Source organism: Pedobacter psychrotolerans (assembly GCF_004340665.1).
In the GTDB taxonomy this organism is placed as follows: Bacteria; Bacteroidota; Bacteroidia; order Sphingobacteriales; family Sphingobacteriaceae; genus Pedobacter; species Pedobacter psychrotolerans.
On the sequence record NZ_SLWO01000009.1, the window covers coordinates 158454 to 179902 of the forward strand.

Genomic DNA, 21449 nt, shown 5'->3' on the forward strand with positions numbered 1-21449 from the left:
TTATTAGTTTTAAAAAATATTTTCAATTTCCACCTTACTCTTCCCACTCTGCTGCTTACTCACCTTAATCTGTACCGGAATCCTTTCCGTCATTTCCTGCACATGGGAGATCACACCCACTTTACGACCCTGATTGTGAAGTCTTTCCAAGGCATCCATGGCAATATTGAGCGTGGTAGGATCTAAGGAACCAAAACCTTCATCAATAAATAAAGATTCTACTTGCATTCGGCTGGACGACAAAGAGGCGAGGCCTAAAGCCAGTGCAAGCGATACCAGGAAAGACTCTCCGCCAGAAAGCGAGTACACAGTTCGTACTTCATTGCCCATATCCTGATCTACTACCTGTAAGCCGAGTGTGGCCGGAATACGTTCGATTTTATACCTGCTGGTAAGTGAATGCAGGTGGATGTTCGCATAGCCGAGCAAAACGTCAAGCGTATATTCCTGGGCAATCTGTCGGAATTTTTTACCATCAGCAGAGCCGATAATTTCATTCAGTTTGCTCCAGTTTTCCGTAATGCTTGCCTGTGTGTCGATGCTTTTGAGCAAGTCACCAATTTTGTTTTTATTGGCTTCGTCTTGTTGTAACTGGAAACCGATTTCGCTTCTTTTATGCTTCTGTAATTCTACATCAGACTTTGCAACCCTAAATAATTCGCTAAGTTCATCTAACGGACGTTCGGATAAGTTTTTTTGCTGATGCGCATCCAGCAATTGCTTTCTTTCAGCCAGGATGGAGGTTGCTTTCGTAACTTCGTCATCAATGGTTTGTAATGCCATACGCTCGGCATCCATCCAATCGTTGTTTAAGGTCAGGAGTTGATGCAGTTCGGTAATGCTTAAAGTCGCGTTATTTTTTTGGTTATAATCACTGAGCCAGGCTTCTGTTTTTTGTGAAGCTTTTGTGGCTTCTGTTTCTAAAGCATTTAATGTGGCAAGCAATTCCTCTTTTTGAGTATTGGCTTTGGTACTATTAATATTCAGTTCCTGCTGCATTACCTTAAGCTGATCCACATGTATTTGGGCTTCAGTAATCGCCTGTTTCAATTGATTCTCTATATCAGTTGCAGGTTTTCCATCGAAAATAGTAAGACGTTGTTGCTTCAGATCCTGGTAGTTTTGGTGTTGTATGGTGTAAGCATCCGTCTTTTTAGTCAGCTCAGCCGAAAGGTTTTTTACCTGATTTTCCAGTTCTTTTAGCGTGGCTGCTAATGCCCCTTCCTGAAGGATATATTGAGCTAACTTCTCCGAGTTTTCATTCCATGTTTTGGCAAAAGTTTCTATACGGCCTACAAATATTATTGGATCCGCCTTCCAGTTTTTCATCCATTCTGACGTGGTAAAATAGGGCGAAAGTATTTTTTCAACCTCATTAAGATCCAAGGTAGCCTTTTGTAGTTCCTTAACTTTTCCGCTTTGCTTTTCCAAGTAAAGAGAGATGGCAGCTTTTACATCTTTTAATTGATTAGTAAGGCTGTCAATGCTTTCTTTCAGCAGGTCGATTTTGTTTTTATCAGCTTCCAGTTGTTGTTTTTGGCCGGAATAAGCCTGTATCTGTACCAGTAAACCTGCTTGTTTTGTTTTTAGAGACTGTAATTTTTCTGCTATCCAGTCGGCTTTTTTTACATCGGAAATGGCTTGGCTTTCTTGAGAGATGTCGAATTGTTCCCAGATTTGCTTTTTATTTTTCACGGCAGCTTGTTTAGCATCAATGGCCTCACTTTGACTTTGGATGGTTTGCGCTAAAGTTTGAAAAGCTTGTTCCAAAGCATTATTCTGACGATAAGTGGCGAGATAAACGCGTTCCATTTCTGCATAGGATTCTTCCAGTTTAGCCAGTACATTTTGCAAACCTGGATGGTGCATGGCATAGGGATGGCTGGTACTGCCACATACCGGACATGGTTCCTCATCTATCAAGGTGGCTCTGAGCGTTTCAACGTTTTCTGCTGATGCCAGACGAGATTGTTGCAATAATTGTGCAGTGGTTTCCTTTTGAGCACTTTCTACCACCAATTTTCTGGATAGTTCTGCTAGGTTTTGCTCTTTTGTTTGGTAATCAGCTTGATCTGTGAGTTGTTTCTGGCTTAAGGTTTGTAATTCTGTAAGCGCACTATCAAGCAATTGCCAATGGGCTTGTGCTTGTATTGTTTTTTCAACAGCGCGATCTGTTCCCTCTTTATCTAGATTTAAGGTTTCGATGGGGATTAACAGCAACTCCTTCAACCGTTCATCATAGGTTTTCTTTAACCTTTCCCATTCTTCATTTTGTTTGCCCAGGCTCGCTTCAATCGTTATTTTTTCTATTTCACTGTTATGAATTTTAGCTGCTAATCCATCCAGTTCTGTGGTAGAAGATTGTACGGTTTCTAAAAGCTTTTTAGCATCCTGTAATTTAGAAAGGATGATGTTTTTATTTTCAGCAATCGGACTCCGATCTTTATTTTCTGTCTTCCAGTTAGTTATGGTGTTGATTTGAGCGGAAAGCGCTGTAAATGCTACTTGCTTATCTGCCAGTATTTTTTGTTGCTGGCTGTTTGTTTCCGATGCACTGTCGGTTTCTTTTTTGGTTTTTTCTAAGGTTTCCTTTTTTTCAGCAATTAACGTATCAAATTTTTTGGCTTGTTCCAGCAGGGGTAAAGCATCATTTAGGGCTTTGTTTTTGGCTGTAAGCTCATTTCCTGATGCTAAAAGTTGTACCTCTAGTTTTTCTCTCTGTTCCTGGAGCGAGACAATGGATTCTTTTAAAGTATTCAGGGCAATTGTTTTCTCCCCATACTGGTGTTGTGCATGCTTTTGTGCATCTACCCAGCTTCTGGTTTGTTGTACCTGCTCGGTTACCACCAGTTTCTTCCTGCGTGGAAAAGCATTTACTTTATGCTCATTTGCTTGTTGTAATGTAGTATTGGCATCAATATGATTGGCTTGTAATTTAGCGAGTTGCTCGTGCCAGCCGATTTCTAAAGTTAGATTTTCAATCTCTTTATCTAAAATTATGATTTCAGTTGCCAGAATCCCTTGTTCTTCCAGTAAGGTTTTAAGTTCATCTTCGTTGAGTGTGGCAATTCCTTCCTTTCGTAAATTAAGTTCGCGGAGTTGCTGTTCTTCAAACTTATAATTCTCGAATATTTTTCTGGAGATTTCAGAATAGATATGCGTTCCGGTAAGTTTTTCTAATAATGAAGATTTTTCATCCTTGCTGGCTTTCATAAAAGCAGTAAAATCGCCTTGCGCCAGCAAAACCGAACGGGTAAACTGCTCAAAATTTAGTCCAACAAGTCTTTCTATTTCCTTTAGGGTTTCAGCTTTTTTACCAGGAATAGCCACATGAGAAGTGATATTCTGTAAGATAACCGAATCAGATTGCATACTGCCATCGGCCCTATTTCTGGCACGCCTTACACTCCAGTTTGCACGATAGTGTTGTCCGTCGATTCCTCTAAAGTCTACTTCGGCAAAACCATCGGCTGTTCCGTCTCGTAAAATTCCGCGAACATCACTTTGGTTTAATTTAAATCCTTGAACATCAAGGATCTCTATCCCTGTTTCCTTTGCCTGCAGGTATCGTGGTGTTTTACTGTATAGGGCAAGACACAGTGCATCTAATATGGTCGATTTTCCGGCTCCGGTAGCTCCGGTGATGGCAAAAATCCCTGCCGAACACAGTGGCTCGGCAGTAAAGTTAATCTCGGTAGTTCCTTCTAAAGAGGCCAGGTTTTTTATGCGTATGGCAAGTATCTTCATCTTATTCGGCTGTCTGATTTACTTCCTGTGCTACCTGCTGAAAAAGTTGCAGTAGAGTAGAAGGAACTTCGCTGTTGTATCTGGATTGGTATATTTTGTTAAATACATCAAGAGGCTGTAGTTCGCTCAGTTTTTCTTGTGTAATAAATTCCGATGCTTTTTCTTTGGAAGCAGGATTTATCGATTCAATTTTGGCCAGTCTTACTTTCTTACCCATTAATACCGTTTCAATTTTATGTCGCAAAGCAGGTTCAGGTCCGTCTAGCAATACACGGACTTCGAGATAGGGCGCTATTTCTGAATGCTGATCCATTATTGGCAATTGTTCCAAAAGCGCAATAACTTCATGCAAGGGTAGGGGCTTCAGCGGAATTCTTAGCAAAGGTACAAATAGCGGGATTTCTATTGTTTTAAGGTTGCTGATCTCTTCTTCCAGTTCAAAAACAATTACCTGATGTTTATAATTTAGTTCTGAAAAAGACATCGGCAGCGGACTTCCAGAATATCGAATGTGTTCTTTTCCGCCAATGCGTTGCGCTTTGTGGATATGGCCTAGTGCTACGTATTTGAGATCAGGATGAAATGCGGTAGCTGGAATACATTCTACACCACCCATGATCAGCCTTTCAGTTTTATCCAGATCGCTTATTTCTGCATGGTGAGTGTGCAGATGTCCCATCCCAATGATAGTTTGTCCGTTTTGCTTTTTCAAACTGGCATATTGGAAAGCCTTTTCATATAATGCCGTTACGCCTTCTGTATAAGGATTGGCACAGTCGGAAATTGCCGGATAATCGCCCATGCGCAAAAACGGAACAGCCAGACACCATATTTTAATATTGCCCGAAGCATCATGTATGGGAACAATTAGTTTGTTATAATCAATATTTCCATCTGCGTCTTTTTCAACCAAGCCAATAATATGTACGTTGGATGACTCCAACAATGGCTTTGGCGCTTCTAAGCGAGAGGCAGAATCGTGGTTGCCCGCTGTGATGATGATCTGTAAATTTGGATTTGCTTTAGTTGCTTGATTCAAAAAGGTATAGAACATTTTTATGGATGCCGCTGCCGGATTGGAAATATCAAAAACATCACCACTGATGAGCAGAACATCTATTTTTTCATCCTGTAGCGTCTGCACCAACCAATTCAGAAACTGCTGGTGTTCAGGTGTACGGTCGTATTCGTGAAACAGCTGGCCGATGTGCCAGTCTGCGGTATGGAGGATTTTCATTAGCTAATTTTATAAATGCGTAATATACTTTTCCATACTATAAAATTTGAAGCGTTCATTCTTAAATTTTAAATAAGGAAATTTTTATACACCCAAGACTTAACTGGTAAGACAATTTGGAATTCGTAAGCCTTATTTATGGTATATAAGTAATTATGAAGGAGATCTGATTGGATTTCATTAGAGTGAGTTCGTTAATTCAAGGCAATTTAAAAAATAAATTGGGAAATGTTAGGTGAATACTATTTGATTGTGGCTATATTATTTTACTAAGTCATAAGATTCTATTTATTTAAATCAAAAATAAAATAAATGTTAATCATATCCTTACGGGAAACCGTAAGAATGAAATCGTGGTTGCATTCAGGTCTTTAAAAACGAAAAACATTTATTTCTAATCCATTGCATCATTTTTAAATTGAAAAATAAACAAAATACATAAATTTAGACTTTAGTTGAACCCGATAACAAACAACTTATTTAAATTAAACAACTATGCGATACCTCATCCTACTTCCTTTCCTTTTCGTTTTTTGTAGAACTTTTTCACAAGAAACCAAAATCAAAAAAGAAAAATGGCATTGGAACAAAGCATCAAAACAAGACACCACAGCAGGGTATGCTCAGGTTTTAAAGGTTGATAATATTCTGTACATTTCAGGTGTGGTAACAAACGATATCACTCCCGAAGGAATTACATCTGTTTATAATAATTTAAAAGCTTCACTAGCCAGTTATGGTGCAACATTCGAAAATGTAGTTAAGGAAAATTTGTACACGACGGATATTGAAGCAATGAAAAAGTTCAATTACGTGAGAAAAGGGTTTTACAAAAATGACTTTCCTGCAGCCACTTGGGTTCAAATACAACGATTGTATATGCCGCAAGCAAAATTAGAAATTGAATTGATTGCACACTTGCCGAAATAATTTCAGAAATCAGCACCAAGTCCTGAAATCAACGTTTAAATAGTATTTAGTTCGGTTTTGGATTTCGATTCACCGAATCTCTCAACACTTATAATTTTATAAAGCATCTAATCTTCAATCTTCTCATTTTGTTCCAGTTTACAATTAATTATCGACCTATTCTAAGTCTGTTATAAACCCTTCTTTTTCCATTCTACGCAACGCACATTTACAAGTTATTTCTCCACTAAATCTGACCTAGATTTAGATCCGATTCCTACTCGTATCCTATTGCTTTCCTAAGGCATGATAGTTGCATCTTAAAGGCATGTTGGGGTTTATTAAAAAACAGACTAAAACCTCGTTGAAAAGGGGTGAAAAAATAAACTCAATTTACTCCGAATAGATAGTCATTTTAAAGAGATGATCAATGTGGCAGTTGGCAGTAAAACCTACCAGAGAGCAAATTACTAAAATGCATCAAAATAAGCCATAAAATGGAACCTGAATTAAACAAAAAAGCCTTACATTATTGTAAGGCTTTTCGTGATCCCGCTGGGATAATGACTTATCAATCCAATCGGTAGTAAATGAGCAAGTTGTGAAAATTATATAATCATCATTTCAATGTAGGCACCAAATTGGGCACCAGTTATTTTTATATGATTTGACTAGGTTTGAAAGAACAATTTCTATTTCAAATTTAAATAAAGCAAACCAAAATTACAAAACGTATCTGTTCTAATTTACAGAAAGTTCTTCAATAAATAAGTAACCAAGATTTACATCCCCCGTAATTTGATTTAAGCTCATCAATGGCCTTCATCAAAACAGAATCTTCATTTTTTAGTAAATCCCTAATGGTATATTCTTCTTTTATATCAGGTTTGATACCCTTTCCAATAAATTCAGTACCGTCAGGAAGGGATGGAAAAACCAATTTGTATGACTCCAATTGGCCAATTTTAATTTTTCTATAACTTGGGTGAATTCTAAACAGTTGCAATCTTTTAGTTTTTGGTGATAGGTTATTCGTTTTGTAAAATTGATAGCAATAGCAAAGATATTATAATTCAAAATTGCCAACAAGTGCTTTCCTGACCTAATATGGAATAATCCAACATTCATTTTGGATATTCTCCATCTGCAATATGTTGTTGGGCGCTTATCAGGGATTTACCCAATACGAACTAAGTATCTTATACGTCCTTCTTTCTTAGAAGAATTAAAACAGGGGTAGCTCCCAAAGGGGTAAGCGCAAAAATCCCATATAAATAAAATGATGCATCAATAGCTCCAGCCACGCCTCCGGGATTTTTTATTCCTCCCAAATTTGTAATCAATCCAGCCAATGCTGCACCGAAAGAGGTGGCTATAAGCTGAACAGTGGTTACAGAAGAAGAGGTAAGATCTTCTTCTCCCAATGGTGATAAGGAGAACACCCTGGTCAAAAGATGTGGCCAACCCATTCCAATTCCTGCTCCAATGGAAAGCAGAAATGCACAAGTTAGCGCAAGGTTTAGATTTGAAGATAACGAATTTGTATGAGAAATTAAAGTTAAACCCAATATGCCTAAAAACATCAGAACGGAGCCTAAAAGGATAATTTTACTAACTATACCTCCTTTGTAGCCAGAAAATGTGATAGAGGATAGTGTCCATCCAATGGCAATTAAAACAGTTAGGAATCCCGACTCCAAGGGCGAGTAATTGTGAATTATTTGTGCAAAATAGGGGACGTAAATTTCAATTGATGTAGCTATTGTCAATAATGCCATAACGGTATAAGTGGCACCTAGGGCAGAAGATATTTTATAGGCCCCGGTAGGAAGTAAACGAAGCCCTTGCTTCTTTTCCGAAATTACCAGGAAGAACAAAAACAGGACGGCAATGAAAACTCCTACAACATTTTTCAGTACACTTTCTTGTACACTGGCCACGGAAACCGCCAATGTAGCTAGTCCTAGAAATGATAATTTTAGATAGGGAATAGAAGGAATTGTTTGCTTGTTTTTTTCTTTGGGCAAAACACCGGTGGAGATGATGTAGATTAAAATGCAGAATATCAATAAGGAACCAAAAGCCCATCTCCAATGACCATTTTCAGCAAATAGTCCGCCTAAAAAAGGCCCTGAAAAAGCAGCTATTCCCCACATGCCTGAAATTAGTGCCATAGCTCTGGACCATAGGTTCTTGTCAAAAACCAGTCTAATCATGGCATAGGATAAGGCGAATAGTAACCCACCTCCAAATCCCTGAACAAATCTTCCAAATAGTAAAATATACATAGTTGGTGCAAGGGTACAAAGTATTGTTCCGAGAGAAAATAGCAGGATTCCAATTTGATAGGCTTTTCTAGGACCCGATTGTGCTAACCGATTTGCTGAAATAACGGAACCAATGACAGACGCCACTACAAAGATGGTGGTATTCCATGCGTAATATTCCAAGCCGCCAATTTCTTTAATGATAGTAGGCATTATTGTAGTCGCCAAATACACATTAGTAGCATGCAACATAACCCCTAATGCTAAGGCTGTTGCCTTTAAACCGTTTTTATTTGAAAAGAGATCCTGCCAGGATGCATCTTTTACCTTTATAGTTTCAGTATTCGAATTATTCATCTTTTAAACTTTAGAAATCATATCGCAAAGTTCGAAAGTATTGAAATCATCGACAATATCGGATTTTCGGAATAAAGGTCAATTTTTACGGATTTTTTCTGAAATCATTGGGTGAACGGTTTGTATGGGTTTTGAAAAAACGGGAAAAGTAAGACGCTGTTTCAAAGCCTAATTCATCTGCACATTCTTTAATGGATAGTGTTGTGTGTTTTAAAAGGTATTGGCTTTCTAGCAAAAGCTTTTCATGAATGATCTGTAAAGCTGTACTGCCTGTTTCTTCTTTAACAACCTCTGTGAGGTGTTTGGCTGATATTCCTAAATGTGAAGCATACGCTCCGATAGAATTCCAGGTTAAATAATGTTCTTCCACCAGCTTTCTAAACTCATAGGTTAGTTGATAATTTCGGTTCATATTTTTGTCAAAACCCAGCAAGCAAAATTCACAAGCCCTGTTATATTCGTACAAAATCTCCGTAATGTTCAATCGAATAATATCTAAATAATAGGCATATTTTAGCTCCAGCTCGTGTTGAATTTTTTTGAATGTATGTGAAACAGACGGCGCTCTGTCATTTAGCTCATACGCAGGCGGATACTTGCTGTTTAAGGTTAATAATTCATCAACTATATTTTCTTTGAGGAACATTTTTTGTAGGGAGAGCTTAGTAAAAAAGATCTGCTTTACTTCTAAATCTTTTGACACATTATTTGTGGAGAATAGTACATCGGGAGAGAGAATGGCAATTGTATTCGGCACAAGTTCAAATTGATGATATCCTATCTTGATAGAGGCGGCCCCCTTGTCACATATCAAAATGGTGTAGCGATTATTCTTAATAGGACCACCTATATTCAAATTTTCTGTGCTTTCAGAATATCCTATTTCAAAATCCATATTTTTTCAATACATTAAATCTATTTACAGCTAATTTTTTTGTTAGTATCATTTGGTTATCAAAGTCGAATACAAATAGACACCTGAAAACGATAGTTCTATTTAAAATAAAGTTAAGGACAATAATTAGGCTTACAAATCGAATGAAAGTGCCATTAAGCGCTGAAAACATACGTGTTAGTAAATCGCACGTTCAAACTATGTTGCTCACTCTTTTTTTCAGCTGTTCTTCTCTCGGCTGCACTTTATCTAAGGTTAGTAATTCCAACTTTGACACACGCTTATTTACACTCTCAATATCGTTAGTAGATCATATATCTTTCATCTTCTACAGTTTCTCGATCTCTTTCTCCAGCTTTTCCAACTCTGATGGCCTGGTGGCGTTTACTGAGAACTACCATAGATTATGCGATTTAATCTGTCCTTTGCTTTCAATCGTAATGTTTTTGTATGAATTTTTTAACATTGTTGGAGTAATAAATTCATACTTGGTTTTTAAAACTGTAAAGTTGACTTCCAAGACACTGGATATACGATTAAGTTCGGAATTGATCTTCTTCGCATTTTCCGACCTAACGACTTTCTTCAGCTCGACGTCCCAATTGTTAATATGGACTTTTTGCCCAGTAGAAAACTCAGCGTCCTTGCCATCAATAGAAATTCTACAAATAATAGGGGCATAGTCTTTTAAATCGGCTTTTGATTTGCGGTGCCAGAACAGGATTTTTAGGGTTTGGTTACTTTTCATTTCTCAATCTTTTGGTAAAACATGTTGTTTTCAGATTGTGCTTCAAATGTTATTCAAGGTATTCTTGATAACTGGTGCCCAAATTTACCGATTACGTTTGGGCACCGGAATGGGCACCATTTGTATTGGATTACTATGGTTAAAAATGACCTATTATTTTTTGCGAATCGTCGTTTAAAAAGACTTTTAAACAGAAAAGGCGCAATCTCTTGCGCCTTTCGTGATCCCGCTGGGATTCGAACCCAGGACCACTACATTAAAAGTGTAATGCTCTACCAGCTGAGCTACGGAATCATTTTCTTTTGTTTAAGGAGGTGCAAATATAGAGATTAAAATCAATCACACAAATATTTTTTTAAAATAAATTTAAATACGAATACTCGTTAAGAAATTGTTAAGATAAGTGCTTGATTGTTAATTTTATAGCAAAGTATGTTATCTATAAATTATTTTGTAGCCTTTGGAATAAAGTTTAAAAAAGACTGAAATTGAGCCTTATGTTTGTTTTTATCCAGTTTAAAATAAAATGCACCACGTCTGGAGTTTGATTTATCCTTTTCCGTTTGCTTAATCAATAAGCCACTGGCTGTAATTTTCCGGATAAAGTTTCGATTATCGATAGGGGCATCATACACCTGCTCATACAATGCCTGAAGTTGCGGAATCGTGAATTTCTTAGGCAGAAGTTCAAAAAGGATAGGGTGCAGGGCTGCCTGATAACGGATCTTAGCCATTGCTGCCTGAACCATTACGTCATGATCAAAGATTAAAGCAGGCACTTCCTGAATTTTAAACCATTCAGCATGAAACTGATCGTTGATTTGAGTGCTATACTTGTTAATGTCGATTAAAGCAAAATAAACTACTGAAACCGTCCTTTCAATAGGGTCGCGATCAGGGCGACCATAGGCATGAAGTTGTTCCAGGTAAACATCGTGTAAGCCAGTTAGTTCAAGTAAAATCCGTTTTGCGGCACCATCAAGATCTTCAGCTTCACCAATGAAACCACCCATTAAACTCCATTGATCTTTAACCGGTTCAATAGCCCGTTTAATCACAAGCAACTTAAGTTGTTCACCATCATAACCGAAAATGATGCAATCTACCGCCACCAGCACAGGTTTTTGATTAATATATTTTGCCATTTTAAAAAAGCGTATTTAATTTAGGGTCGTTGTAATCACTAATAAAAGTAAGGATATTAGAATAATCTTCAAATTCCGGCATGGTATGCGTAGTCGTTAACACAACACATTTCATCCCTGCAAGAAGGGCAGATTCTACGCCTTTAGGTGCATCTTCAAAAACCAGGCAATCTTTCGGATGAACTTGAAGCGCTGCCGCAGCTTTTAGAAATGTCTCAGGGTTAGGCTTGCTAATTTCAACATCATCAGCACTCACAATTGCAGAGAGGTAATCACGAATCTTCAATCCATCCACCACGAAATCTATATTAAAGGGAATGGCCGCAGAACCAATGGCCATTTTTATGTTTTCGTTTCTCGCCCGCTTTAAAAAATTAGCCAGTCCGTCAATTAATGCTAAATGTGGTAAATATCCCTCCTGATAACGTTTTTCTTTATCAATAGATAATTTTTTCACTTCTTCATCACTGAATTTATCTTTACCAAAAACACGCTCTAAAACCTCATGGTTCTTGCCGTACATCTCTTTTTTTACCGTTTCATAATCCAGGTTAGCGTCCAGATCTTCGTTCATTACGGCATACCAGGCCTGAGTATGATATTCCATGTCATCGATCATAGTACCGTTTAAATCGAAGAGAAAAGCCTTAGGTTTAAAATTCAAATCATGCATATTGCCGCTAAATTATGTGATTTTTTGGTTGATGTATCAGGAGACACATCAATAATCTTACAATTATAATTATAATCGTCATGGCAACGATAATATATTTTCTTAATTTAGCCCTAACCAAAATAGATCTTTATGAAAAAAATAATGCTTAGCGCGGTACCATTGGCAACATTTTGTTTAGCTGTAGCGCTATCTTCCTGTAATCCAAAAGCGGATAAAGGAACAGAAGCCATGGCGCAAACAGATTCTTTAAAATATAACACGACCATTGATGGCAAAAATGTTACTCTTTACACCTTGAAAAATGCAAAGGGCGCTACAGTAACCATTACCAATTATGGCGGACGCATTGTATCGCTTTTAGTGCCAAATAAAGAGGATAAATTAACGGATGTCGTTTTAGGTTACGACAGCATTGGTGCTTACCGCAAGAAAGGCGAGCCATTTTTTGGTGCTTTGATCGGAAGATATGGAAACAGAATTGGTAAAGGTAAATTTAAATTAGAAGGAAAAGATTACCAGTTGCAATTAAACGACGGACCAAATACTTTACATGGTGGAACCGATGGCTTCTACTCGAAAGTATGGGATGCAAAACAGCTTGATGGACAAAAATTAGAGTTAACTTATGTTTCTAAAGATGGCGAAGCTGGATATCCTGGTAAGCTGGATGTGAAAGTGGTTTACACCCTAACGGATGATAACGCTTTACAGATTGATTACACTGCCACCACCGATAAGGCTACAGTAGTCAATCTAACCAATCATGCTTATTTTAACCTCAACGGAGAGGGGAATAAGAGCATTTTAGATCATGAATTAACCATTGCCGCAGATTCCATCACGCCAGTTGATTCTACATTAATTCCAACAGGGAAATTGTTAGCTGTTGCTGGAACTGCTTTTGATTTTACGAAAGCCAAAACCATTGGAAAATCTATTGAAGAAACCAATGAGCAGCTGAAGTTTGGGAAAGGATACGATCATAATTTTGCCCTAAACAAACATGATGCTAAAACACCGGTTGCTACTGTAAAAAGTACTTTAACTGGAATTAAAATGGAAGTATTTACATCTGAACCTGGTTTACAGTTTTACAGTGGTAATTTCTTAACAGGTGCCGATCAGGATGGAAAAGGTAAAAAGGCATATCCATTCCGTTCAGCCATTTGTTTAGAAACACAGCACTTTCCTGATGCCCCAAATCATCCGAATTTTGCCTCTACAGAGTTGAAACCTGGACAAACTTATAAAACGAGTACTACGTATAAGTTTTCGAAATAATATAAAAAGAGCTCCTGTTTTTGCAGGAGCTCTTTTTTTGAAATTCTAAATACAAAATCTTTTCTATTTCAAATCTTAACCGAAAATGCGCTAGAGATCACAAAGACTTTAAGCATTCTATATTATTTTCTGTTATTAAATGAATAACTACAAATAAACACAAGATTTTCTCAATAAGAAAAATAGCAATCCCTTAAATTTCTTATATGGTGAAATAAAGCAGCTATAATTAAGCTCTTCCAACCTCTGTTGAATATCCTTAATTTTAACTCCAAAGGCACCAAGTTTCTCGAAAGTAAAAAAATAGCAATCCCTTAAATGCTCTTAAATTTCTTATATGGTAAAATAAAGATGCTATAATTAAGCTCTTCTAACCCCCGTGAAATATTCTTAATCTTAACTCCAAAGGCACCAATTTTCTCACAAGGAAAAAAATAGAAATAGCTTAAATGCTCTTAAATTCCTGATGTGGTAAAATAAAGCTGCTATAATTAAGCTCTTCCAACCTCCGTTGAATATTCTTAATCTTAACTCCAAAGGAACCAAGTTTATCGCAAGGAAAAAAATAGCAATCCCTTAAATGCTCTTAAATTTCTTATGTGGTAAAATAAAGCAGCTATAATTAAGCTCTTCTAACCTCCATTAAATAATCTTAACTCCAAAGGCACCAATTTTTTCTCACAAGGAAAAAAATAGAAATAGCTTAAATACTCTTAAATTCCTGATGTGGTAAAACCAAGCTGCCAAAATTAAACCTTTATTAACCTATCGGGGAATTGCGAAATCTGCTCAATGGTTAACTGTTGCATAATCTGGTACAAATGGGTTTTAAACATATTGATGGTATGTTCTCCTCCTTCATCACCTAAGGCTCCGACTCCATACATAAAAGGCCGACCCATAAAGTTGAACTCAGATCCAACTGCATGCGCTCTTGCCAAATCAACTCCAGAGCGAATCCCTCCGTCCATCATGATTTTTATCTTCGATTTATACAAAGGATTGTTTGCCAATTTGATCAGCGAATTGATTGATGATTCGCCAGCATCGATTTGTCTTCCGCCGTGGTTAGAAACAATTACACCATCAGCACCAATTTGGATCGCTGCCTGCATATCTTCATCGGTAGTAATCCCTTTAAGTACTAACGGGCCTTTCCACAAATCGCGGATAGCAGCAACTTTTTCGATATCAACCTTGCCTGTAAATGTCCTGTTCATAAATTGCCCCAATTGCGACATATCTAAACCCTTTTCCATGTAAGGTTTTAAGGTAGCAAAAGATGGAATGCCATTTTGCAGAGTTTTAATTCCCCATAACGGACGTGCAAATGCCTGCAATACATTATTGATTGACATTTTAGGAGGGATAGACAAACCACTCTTGATTTCTTTATATCTTAAACCAAATGCAGGTACATCCACCAAAACCACCAAAACCGGGCACTCCACTGCTTTTAAACGGTTTAAGATATCATCCCTTAAACTATTTTCTGTAGGATGATACAATTGAAACCAGGCTTTACCCTCTGATACTTCTGCAATCCGCTCAATGCTGCTCGTAGATACCGTACTTAAAGTGTAAGGTATGTCAAGTTTGGCGGCAGCTTTTGCCAAAATTTCTGGTGCATTCGGCCACATCAAACCCTGTAAACCTATCGGAGATACCCCAAATGGAGCGCTGTACTTACGTCCGAATAGTTCAACAGACATATCAATATCTCCACCCACCCGTAAATAATTAGGTTTAAGGTAAATATTGTCGAAGTCGTTTTCGTTTCGTGCTAAATTAAGTCCCTCATTACAACCACCTTCCAGGTAGTCAAAAGCAAATTTAGGAATTCGTGCCTTTGCTTTTCTTCTCAGATCGGCTACAGAAGGATATTGAGAATTATAAGGGAATGTAATCTTTTTACTCATATTGATATATTGTCTTGGTCAGATGCCACTTTTAAAAAGCGAAAACTAATCTTTTATATTATATTTTCCATCCTGTTCTATCTGCTATTCTATACTTGTTGCCTGTTGTACATTTAAAAGTTTAAGGAAATAAGGTTATTTATTTAGCTTAAAAAGATTATATTCGATTGATTACCAAATTATTAAACATATGAATAGCCTTATTCAAAACTACAAAATAATTTTAAAAGAATTGACCATCAACTGCCAGCATATAATTACCAGTCCCAAAATTAGAATACCAAAACTCTCTGATATGTAACTAGTTGCACTTAATATTACCGCAGAATAGATGTCGATTGGGAGTAAAAACTAACCGAATAGCGGTTTGTCTTAACCAAATCGCGGGCTTTAGTAAAGTTGCTGTAGTGCGTTCTGCATTAATTAAGAAATGAATTGCTGATGAACGGCTTCAAAGAAACCACTGGTCATAACACAACAGAAGAAAATAAACCTAAGAACCGGAGATTGGGGTTAATAAATTTATAAGGATATGATTTAAAAATAAACCATATCCTAAACATAGGATATGGCAAAGACTTTGGTGTTGATTTTCAACAATATGATGGAGCAAAGAAACAACCTATGCGGCTACCGGAAAGACTACCCAGGCACTTTATGGAAATGCTATATTAAGGACATAAAAGATGAAAAAATCTTGAGTACTACCTGCTCTAACGGGGGGGCAATTGAACTCACTTCTTTCCCGTTAAACATCACCAACTTAATTGATTGGGTATGAAAAGTGATTTTTCTGGGAAGCTTAAACTGGTTAGAGGTGACGGTTACGCAAATCTTGATCCCACTAAGTTCATCTATATCATGGAAACTTAATGCAGATTTACTTTAACAATTTCACCATCCTCTTTTACTTCTACAAATTCTTCGATCCGGTCCTGAAAGTCTTTTGAATACTGTTTTTGCTGATAATAGTCAGTCTGCCCCCCATAGTTGTTATAGCCAGTTCCTGTATAAGCGTTGTAAGTACCTTTATATGTGTAATCCAGCAATCCCTGTAGAAAATATTTTCCAGGCTTCATATCAGGAAAAGTGAATTCTCCATCGCTATTTGTGATGGCTTCCAACCGGTGTCTGTATGCATCTTTAGAAAGGTAGACAAAGCGTCTTTTTCTAATATTTTCCTTATCTTTTCTGAGATTGTACCACTCTTCAACATAGGGTGTCACCGGGAAAAGAACCACCGTCATTTTGTTGGCATATATCCGAGGTGCCAAGGGGGCACTATAACCAAGTTTAGTCTTTGGCTTGGTATAGGCTACACCTTTAATGACAGCATTGCCTTTCGCCAGCATTCTTTTTGCCTGTAAGGAATCAAAAGTGACTTCAGGATAAAAAGCCTCAACCTTTTCTTTTTTCTCAGGCTCTTTGTATTGGGAAAATGATGGTGTGGCGGCGGTAAAAGCTATCGCTAGTGCCAGGAAACATTTTTCAAATTGCATAATTCTAATGTTAAATTTTTATAATATTTCATAGGGAAAGTTAAATGAACCTAATCTCTTACTGATTACTTAAAAGAACTGGTTTTGCTAATAAGGTATTTATATCCAATAGCTTTTCCATAGACTGATGTTTATATTGAGGTAATTATGGTAAAGCTATTAGAAGTCTTTTCTAAAAGGAATACCACTTTTCATGTATTTTTTTCTACTGATTTTTAGGTATTTTATGCCGTTTCTTGTATTGAAAGTAATAGAGCAGTAATATCGCCAATCCGGCACATGTAAATTTAAGCACATTTCCTTTCCAGTCTGTTGCAGCAGTATCGGATATGATAAAAACATTCCACATGGTGTTCAGGGAGATGTGAAATACAACTCCGCTCCATATAGTATAGCCATCTAAGGCATCTAATATGGCAAAAACTATTGCTCCAAAAAAGGTTATTAAAAATATTTGTATGGCTATTGGTCCGCTTCCGCCAGCCCCCATCCAATGTATCCAACCGAAAATGGCAGACTGCAATAATACTGCGGGGATATAGTGCCAGCCCAATCTTTTCCTGGTTAATACAAATCCAAAACCACGAAATACAATCTCTTCTGCCAAAGGAAAAATGATAGAAAGAAACAACAGCTCAATCAAATTAATATGATCGACTAATTTCGCCTGCAACGCAAATCCGATCCAGCAGGGTAATGTCGCCAAAAGTGTTAAAGCCGGCCCTGTGATCCTATTCCTCTGAAGCCCCAATGAGTTACTTAATTGCCTGTCCTTTGGAGGCAACAAAATAAATGCAGCAAATAAAACCAATAATACCGCCAAGAGATTATCAAGACTGGAACCACCGTATGGCATCCGAAAACCGGAAATCTTCATGCCAAACAATCTAAATATGTCTCTAACGTTTAAAGCGCAGACCAAGGTCACTGTGACAATGATAGCTGCAAAACTGGTTTTTAAAATTCCTTTTTGATTAATTTCCATAATAACGCAAATATTAATTTCTTTAATGTATTAATGGTGTTATGCAAAAGTAGACGAGGATTTTTATGATATGGTTGCAAACGTTATGTGTTTGTGGGGTTTATGAGCGGTGAATGCGTCGGAAAGCATCTGGTATGCCACAAGATGAGTAGGACTAACGCCAAACTGACACACAAGCGATGTATAGTCGGAATTTGAATATTGCGTATTTTATTTCTGTAGGAGAATTCAGGAAATCGTATAAAGTTCATCTTACTATTTGATTGCCGTTAATTATCTAAGTTCTACTTTTAGGAAATGGAACTAATTTCCTGTGCTACTTGCATGGTTACTATTTCTCATCTGAACACCGTATTGATAAAGCTCATTATAAATACCAAAGAATTTAGCCTCCTCTGTTTCCAGCAGTGAGGTATTGATGAACATAATCACCGCAACTTCTTTTTTAAGATCCGAAAGCATGAAAGTCCTTACACCAAAGTCGGAGCCGTTGTGTCCGATCCTTTTTCCACCCATTTTGGTAGACCAGAAAATGCCTGAATTTAGTTTGTCTGGTTCTATATTTTCAGGTTTATGCGCATCATCGAACTGAAACCGAAGCATCTCCTGCACCGTTTTCTCCCTGAGAACCTGTCTGTTTTGAAATTTACCGCCATTTAACAAACAGATAAAGAAGTGGGACAGGTCATTAACCGACGTACGTACGCCACCATCGGGATAAGTGGTCTGTCCGTAAAGCGGTATCAGTTTAATACTGCTATCCGCCTGTTTCTGGTAAAGCCTGGCATGCTTTTTCAGATTGATCTCTGACAGGAACCAGCCTGTATCATCCATTTTCAATGGCTTGAATAGATATTTCCGGCTGTAGTCGTTCAGCTTTTTACCTGTCTGTACTTCAACGATGTAGCCGGCCAGCGCCGTGCCGAGATTTGAATACTCACGAAACGTACCCGGCTTATGATCGAGAAAATTTTCTTTTGAATAATATTTGCCACCAGGTGTAAAATAGTTTTGCAGAAAATCACCAAGCGCTTCCTCTGAATCTTTCCCGTTAACATACAAAGTGTCGGAGGTATAAAAAGGGAACCTGTCACTTAGGCCGGAGGTATGGGTAGCCAGGTTACGCAAGGTGATTTTCTCTTTCGGAAAGAATGGGTTATAAATCTTAAAGGGCAGATAGGTATTGATATCTTCATCAAGGGAAAGTTTTCCCTGCTCCACGGCTTTCATTAGGCAGGCGCCGGTAATGGTTTTAGAAATTGATGCAATGTTCATTACTGTTGATGTGGTGAATGGCACCTTGTTCTCCCGGTCAGCGTAACCATAACCTTTCGACCAAACCAATTTCTTGTCGACGATAATGGCTGCACCTAAGCCTACCAATTTTGCATCGTTCATTTTTTCCAGGATAGTGCTGTCAATTGCATTGGTGGATTTTAAGTGTAATTGCTCAGTCTGTTGCCCGTAGGCCGTTGCACCTATCGTAATGCATAGAAGCAAGGTAATGATGTTAATTTTTGATCTCATCTTGATAATTTTTTTGAAAACTTCGATGAAAATCGAGTAAAATAATTTGTCGACAACACAGCTCTGCCATAAAAGCCAGAAGGATGTACAGAAACTGCTATACGACTACATATTTCATTTCATCTTTGAATTTGCCCTTTTCAGGATGGTTTTCCGTTATTCTGTCGTGTTTGGTGAGGGTAATTCTTCTATGTGCTATATTTGATCATGCCATTGATCGAAAGAATCGTTAAGTTCAGCCTGACTCACCGTTTTCAAACGCACATCATCTTTTGGCTGATAGTTGCATTGCTTTTCATGAACCGGTACGATATTGAAGAATATCGACAACTAGACAGCATTATATACCGCCAGATTTATTATATCTCAGTAACCATGCTGGCTTCCTATTTTCTAGCTTACCTTATCATTCCTAAGTTAATGGGGTCGAAGAACTATTTTGAGGTAGTTGTCTATTTTATTGCAGGTTCTTACCTCATTTCTGCTTGCTCCCGTATCGCTGTTATATACCTTTTGGAACCGCTGATCAGAACACCTCCTTTTGCGCAGGAATCGCTATGGCAGATCCTATCTGATCTTCCAAAATTAGTTACACATTATTTTGCCCTGTCATTTTCTGCGGCCTGGGTATTCGCTTTTGTTAAACTGATCCGTGATCAGTACGTGGTTCAGCAACGTTCGCTGATGCTGGAGAAAGAAAAGGCAGAAACGGAACTCAAAGCTTTGCGAAGCCAGCTCAACCCGCATTTTTTATTCAATACACTGAACAACATTTATTCGCTGTCGCTGATGAACTCTCCGGTTACCTCAAAATCGATAGCCGGCTTGTCTGAGATACTAGATCATGTGCTTTACCGGTGCAACACCGCTTATGTTCCTATTTCATCAGAAATTAAACTGATCGAGAACTATCTCGCATTGGAAAAACTTAGGTATGACGAGCGGCTGCAGATTAGTTTTGAGTATGTAACCAACCATCAGGCAGCTATCGCACCACTGATTTTACTATCTTTCGTTGAAAATGCGTTTAAACATGGTGCGGGCATGGATGCGGGTAATCCTTTTATCGCGATTAACCTTCAGCTAAACAATAACCGCCTCCGCTTCAAAGTGATGAACAGTCTTTTAGATGAGCCACCCGGAACCGATGGAAATGGCCTTGGTTTGAACAATGTTACGCGGCAGCTTGACCTGCTCTATCCATCGCAGTATGAATTAAATATAAAAAGAATCAACCATACTTATGAAGTGGAACTGGAAATTGATCTTGGGGATGTAAATAATGCTTTAGCTATATGAAAATAAAATGTCTTTTGGTTGATGATGAGCCGCTTGCAATTAAACTGCTGCAGAATCATCTTGCCCAACTGGATGCTTTTGAAGTTGTGGCAACCTGCTCCACGGCAATTAAAGCATTGGAGATGCTGAGAACTATTGCAGTAGATCTCATGTTCCTGGATATTGAAATGCCCCAAATGAAGGGTATTGATTTTTTGAAAGGCCTAAAGGATCCTCCAGCGGTGATTGTGACAACCGCTTATCGGGAATATGCCATTGATGGTTATGACCTCGATATCATCGACTATCTTCTGAAACCGATCACCTTCGAACGGTTTTTCAAAGCTGTTGACCGGTATTTACGGTCTCGGAATGCTGAAAACCCTGTAGCTGCTGTAGCACCACAAAATTCTTATCTTTTTTTAAAGTCAGGGTTAAGAAACCACCGGTTGAATACGGATGACATTCTATATATCGAAAGCCTTAAAGATAATATCAAAATCGTTTCCACTAACAGTTCGATTACCATCAAATACAGGATCGGCGATCTCGAACCAGATATCATATTATTTTCTCTACTGCGTGTTCACCGATCATTTATTGTCAACATGCTTAAAATTAGTTCTTTTACTTCAAATGATATCACAATCGGGGATAAGACGATCCCCATTGGGCCAAACTATAAAGAATATGTTTTTAGGAAGTTGCAGGAAATAAGTTGAGCTCGTAAATTTCCTTGCCGGAGATTTGTTCTTTCAATGTTGTTCCTGGCATCTTTTTAGGCTATTTGTTTATAATGTACTCTAAATAGTATTAATGAGAAATTTACTCATTAGAAATGAAGAAATACGCAGGATTATTAGCTTCGGAGTAAGTGAATGCTCACCTTAAAATGGGTAAGATCTGCAATTTTTCATTAAATTAGCTTTTAAGTAGAGATCGAAGATCTGCGAAAAAAGTGTCTCACTTCATGGGGCTG

General features: G+C 37.8%; 17 protein-coding genes and 1 tRNA gene. 5 read left to right on the forward strand and 13 right to left on the reverse strand.

Features of this window, described 5'->3' with window-relative positions; translation table 11 throughout:
* Positions 1 to 9: 9 nt before the first annotated feature.
* Positions 10 to 3747, reverse strand: a complete 3738-nt coding sequence (locus tag EV200_RS19930) for an AAA family ATPase (RefSeq protein ID WP_132535878.1) — start codon at positions 3745 to 3747, stop codon at positions 10 to 12.
* A gap of 1 nt (position 3748) precedes the next feature.
* On the reverse strand, positions 3749 to 4984 hold the full coding sequence (locus tag EV200_RS19935) for an exonuclease SbcCD subunit D (protein ID WP_132535880.1): 1236 nt from the start codon (positions 4982 to 4984) through the stop codon (positions 3749 to 3751).
* A 495-nt stretch (positions 4985 to 5479) separates the two neighbouring features.
* Here EV200_RS19935 and EV200_RS19940 point away from each other — a divergent pair, with 495 nt between their 5' ends.
* Positions 5480 to 5914 carry a RidA family protein gene (locus EV200_RS19940; protein ID WP_132535882.1) on the forward strand — a complete coding sequence of 145 codons (435 nt, stop codon included), beginning with the start codon at positions 5480 to 5482 and terminating at the stop codon, positions 5912 to 5914.
* Positions 5915 to 6653: 739 nt separating this feature from the next.
* Here the strand turns inward: EV200_RS19940 and EV200_RS19945 are convergent.
* The 7 genes from EV200_RS19945 to EV200_RS19975 form a co-directional block, all read right to left on the reverse strand.
* Positions 6654 to 6899, reverse strand: coding sequence for a hypothetical protein (locus EV200_RS19945; RefSeq protein ID WP_132535884.1), 246 nt, complete (start codon positions 6897 to 6899; stop codon positions 6654 to 6656).
* Between the two features lie 193 nt (positions 6900 to 7092).
* Positions 7093 to 8517 carry an MFS transporter gene (locus tag EV200_RS19950; RefSeq protein WP_132535886.1) on the reverse strand — a complete coding sequence of 475 codons (1425 nt, stop codon included), beginning with the start codon at positions 8515 to 8517 and terminating at the stop codon, positions 7093 to 7095.
* Between the two features lie 85 nt (positions 8518 to 8602).
* The gene (locus tag EV200_RS19955; RefSeq protein WP_132535888.1) at positions 8603 to 9412 is read right to left on the reverse strand and encodes a helix-turn-helix domain-containing protein; all 810 of its coding nucleotides are present in this window, start codon (positions 9410 to 9412) and stop codon (positions 8603 to 8605) included.
* A 394-nt stretch (positions 9413 to 9806) separates the two neighbouring features.
* Complete coding sequence (locus tag EV200_RS19960; protein ID WP_132535890.1) at positions 9807 to 10160, reverse strand: Arm DNA-binding domain-containing protein; 354 nt, start codon at positions 10158 to 10160, stop codon at positions 9807 to 9809.
* A gap of 221 nt (positions 10161 to 10381) precedes the next feature.
* A tRNA-Lys gene (locus EV200_RS19965) sits at positions 10382 to 10454 on the reverse strand.
* A 152-nt stretch (positions 10455 to 10606) separates the two neighbouring features.
* Positions 10607 to 11305: an NUDIX hydrolase gene (locus EV200_RS19970; protein WP_132535892.1), complete on the reverse strand. Its 699-nt coding sequence runs from the start codon at positions 11303 to 11305 to the stop codon at positions 10607 to 10609.
* Between the two features lies 1 nt (position 11306).
* Positions 11307 to 11978: an HAD family hydrolase gene (locus EV200_RS19975; RefSeq protein ID WP_132535894.1), complete on the reverse strand. Its 672-nt coding sequence runs from the start codon at positions 11976 to 11978 to the stop codon at positions 11307 to 11309.
* A 132-nt stretch (positions 11979 to 12110) separates the two neighbouring features.
* On the opposite strand from EV200_RS19975, the gene EV200_RS19980 reads away from it, so the two are divergent.
* Positions 12111 to 13262 (forward strand): aldose epimerase family protein, encoded by a 1152-nt coding sequence (locus EV200_RS19980; protein ID WP_132535896.1) that lies wholly within the window; start codon positions 12111 to 12113, stop codon positions 13260 to 13262.
* Positions 13263 to 14011: 749 nt separating this feature from the next.
* Here the strand turns inward: EV200_RS19980 and EV200_RS19985 are convergent.
* Positions 14012 to 15181 carry an alpha-hydroxy acid oxidase gene (locus EV200_RS19985; RefSeq protein WP_132535898.1) on the reverse strand — a complete coding sequence of 390 codons (1170 nt, stop codon included), beginning with the start codon at positions 15179 to 15181 and terminating at the stop codon, positions 14012 to 14014.
* Between the two features lie 568 nt (positions 15182 to 15749).
* Between EV200_RS19985 and EV200_RS19990 the strand changes: the two genes are divergently transcribed.
* Entirely contained in the window at positions 15750 to 15962 is a 213-nt protein-coding gene (locus tag EV200_RS19990; protein ID WP_132535900.1) for a hypothetical protein, read from the forward strand.
* A gap of 88 nt (positions 15963 to 16050) precedes the next feature.
* On the opposite strand, the gene EV200_RS19995 is transcribed toward EV200_RS19990, so the two are convergent.
* From EV200_RS19995 to EV200_RS20005, 3 genes are all read right to left on the reverse strand, one after another.
* Entirely contained in the window at positions 16051 to 16680 is a 630-nt protein-coding gene (locus EV200_RS19995) for a hypothetical protein (protein ID WP_208864583.1), read from the reverse strand.
* A gap of 205 nt (positions 16681 to 16885) precedes the next feature.
* Positions 16886 to 17665, reverse strand: coding sequence for a CPBP family intramembrane glutamic endopeptidase (locus tag EV200_RS20000; RefSeq protein ID WP_132535902.1), 780 nt, complete (start codon positions 17663 to 17665; stop codon positions 16886 to 16888).
* A 303-nt stretch (positions 17666 to 17968) separates the two neighbouring features.
* Positions 17969 to 19192 (reverse strand): serine hydrolase domain-containing protein, encoded by a 1224-nt coding sequence (locus tag EV200_RS20005; protein WP_132535904.1) that lies wholly within the window; start codon positions 19190 to 19192, stop codon positions 17969 to 17971.
* Between the two features lie 207 nt (positions 19193 to 19399).
* On the opposite strand from EV200_RS20005, the gene EV200_RS20010 reads away from it, so the two are divergent.
* Entirely contained in the window at positions 19400 to 20491 is a 1092-nt protein-coding gene (locus tag EV200_RS20010) for a sensor histidine kinase (protein WP_132535906.1), read from the forward strand.
* Complete coding sequence (locus EV200_RS20015) at positions 20488 to 21192, forward strand: LytR/AlgR family response regulator transcription factor (RefSeq protein ID WP_132535908.1); 705 nt, start codon at positions 20488 to 20490, stop codon at positions 21190 to 21192. Before EV200_RS20010 ends, EV200_RS20015 begins: the two co-directional genes overlap by 4 nt.
* Positions 21193 to 21449: the final 257 nt, after the last annotated feature.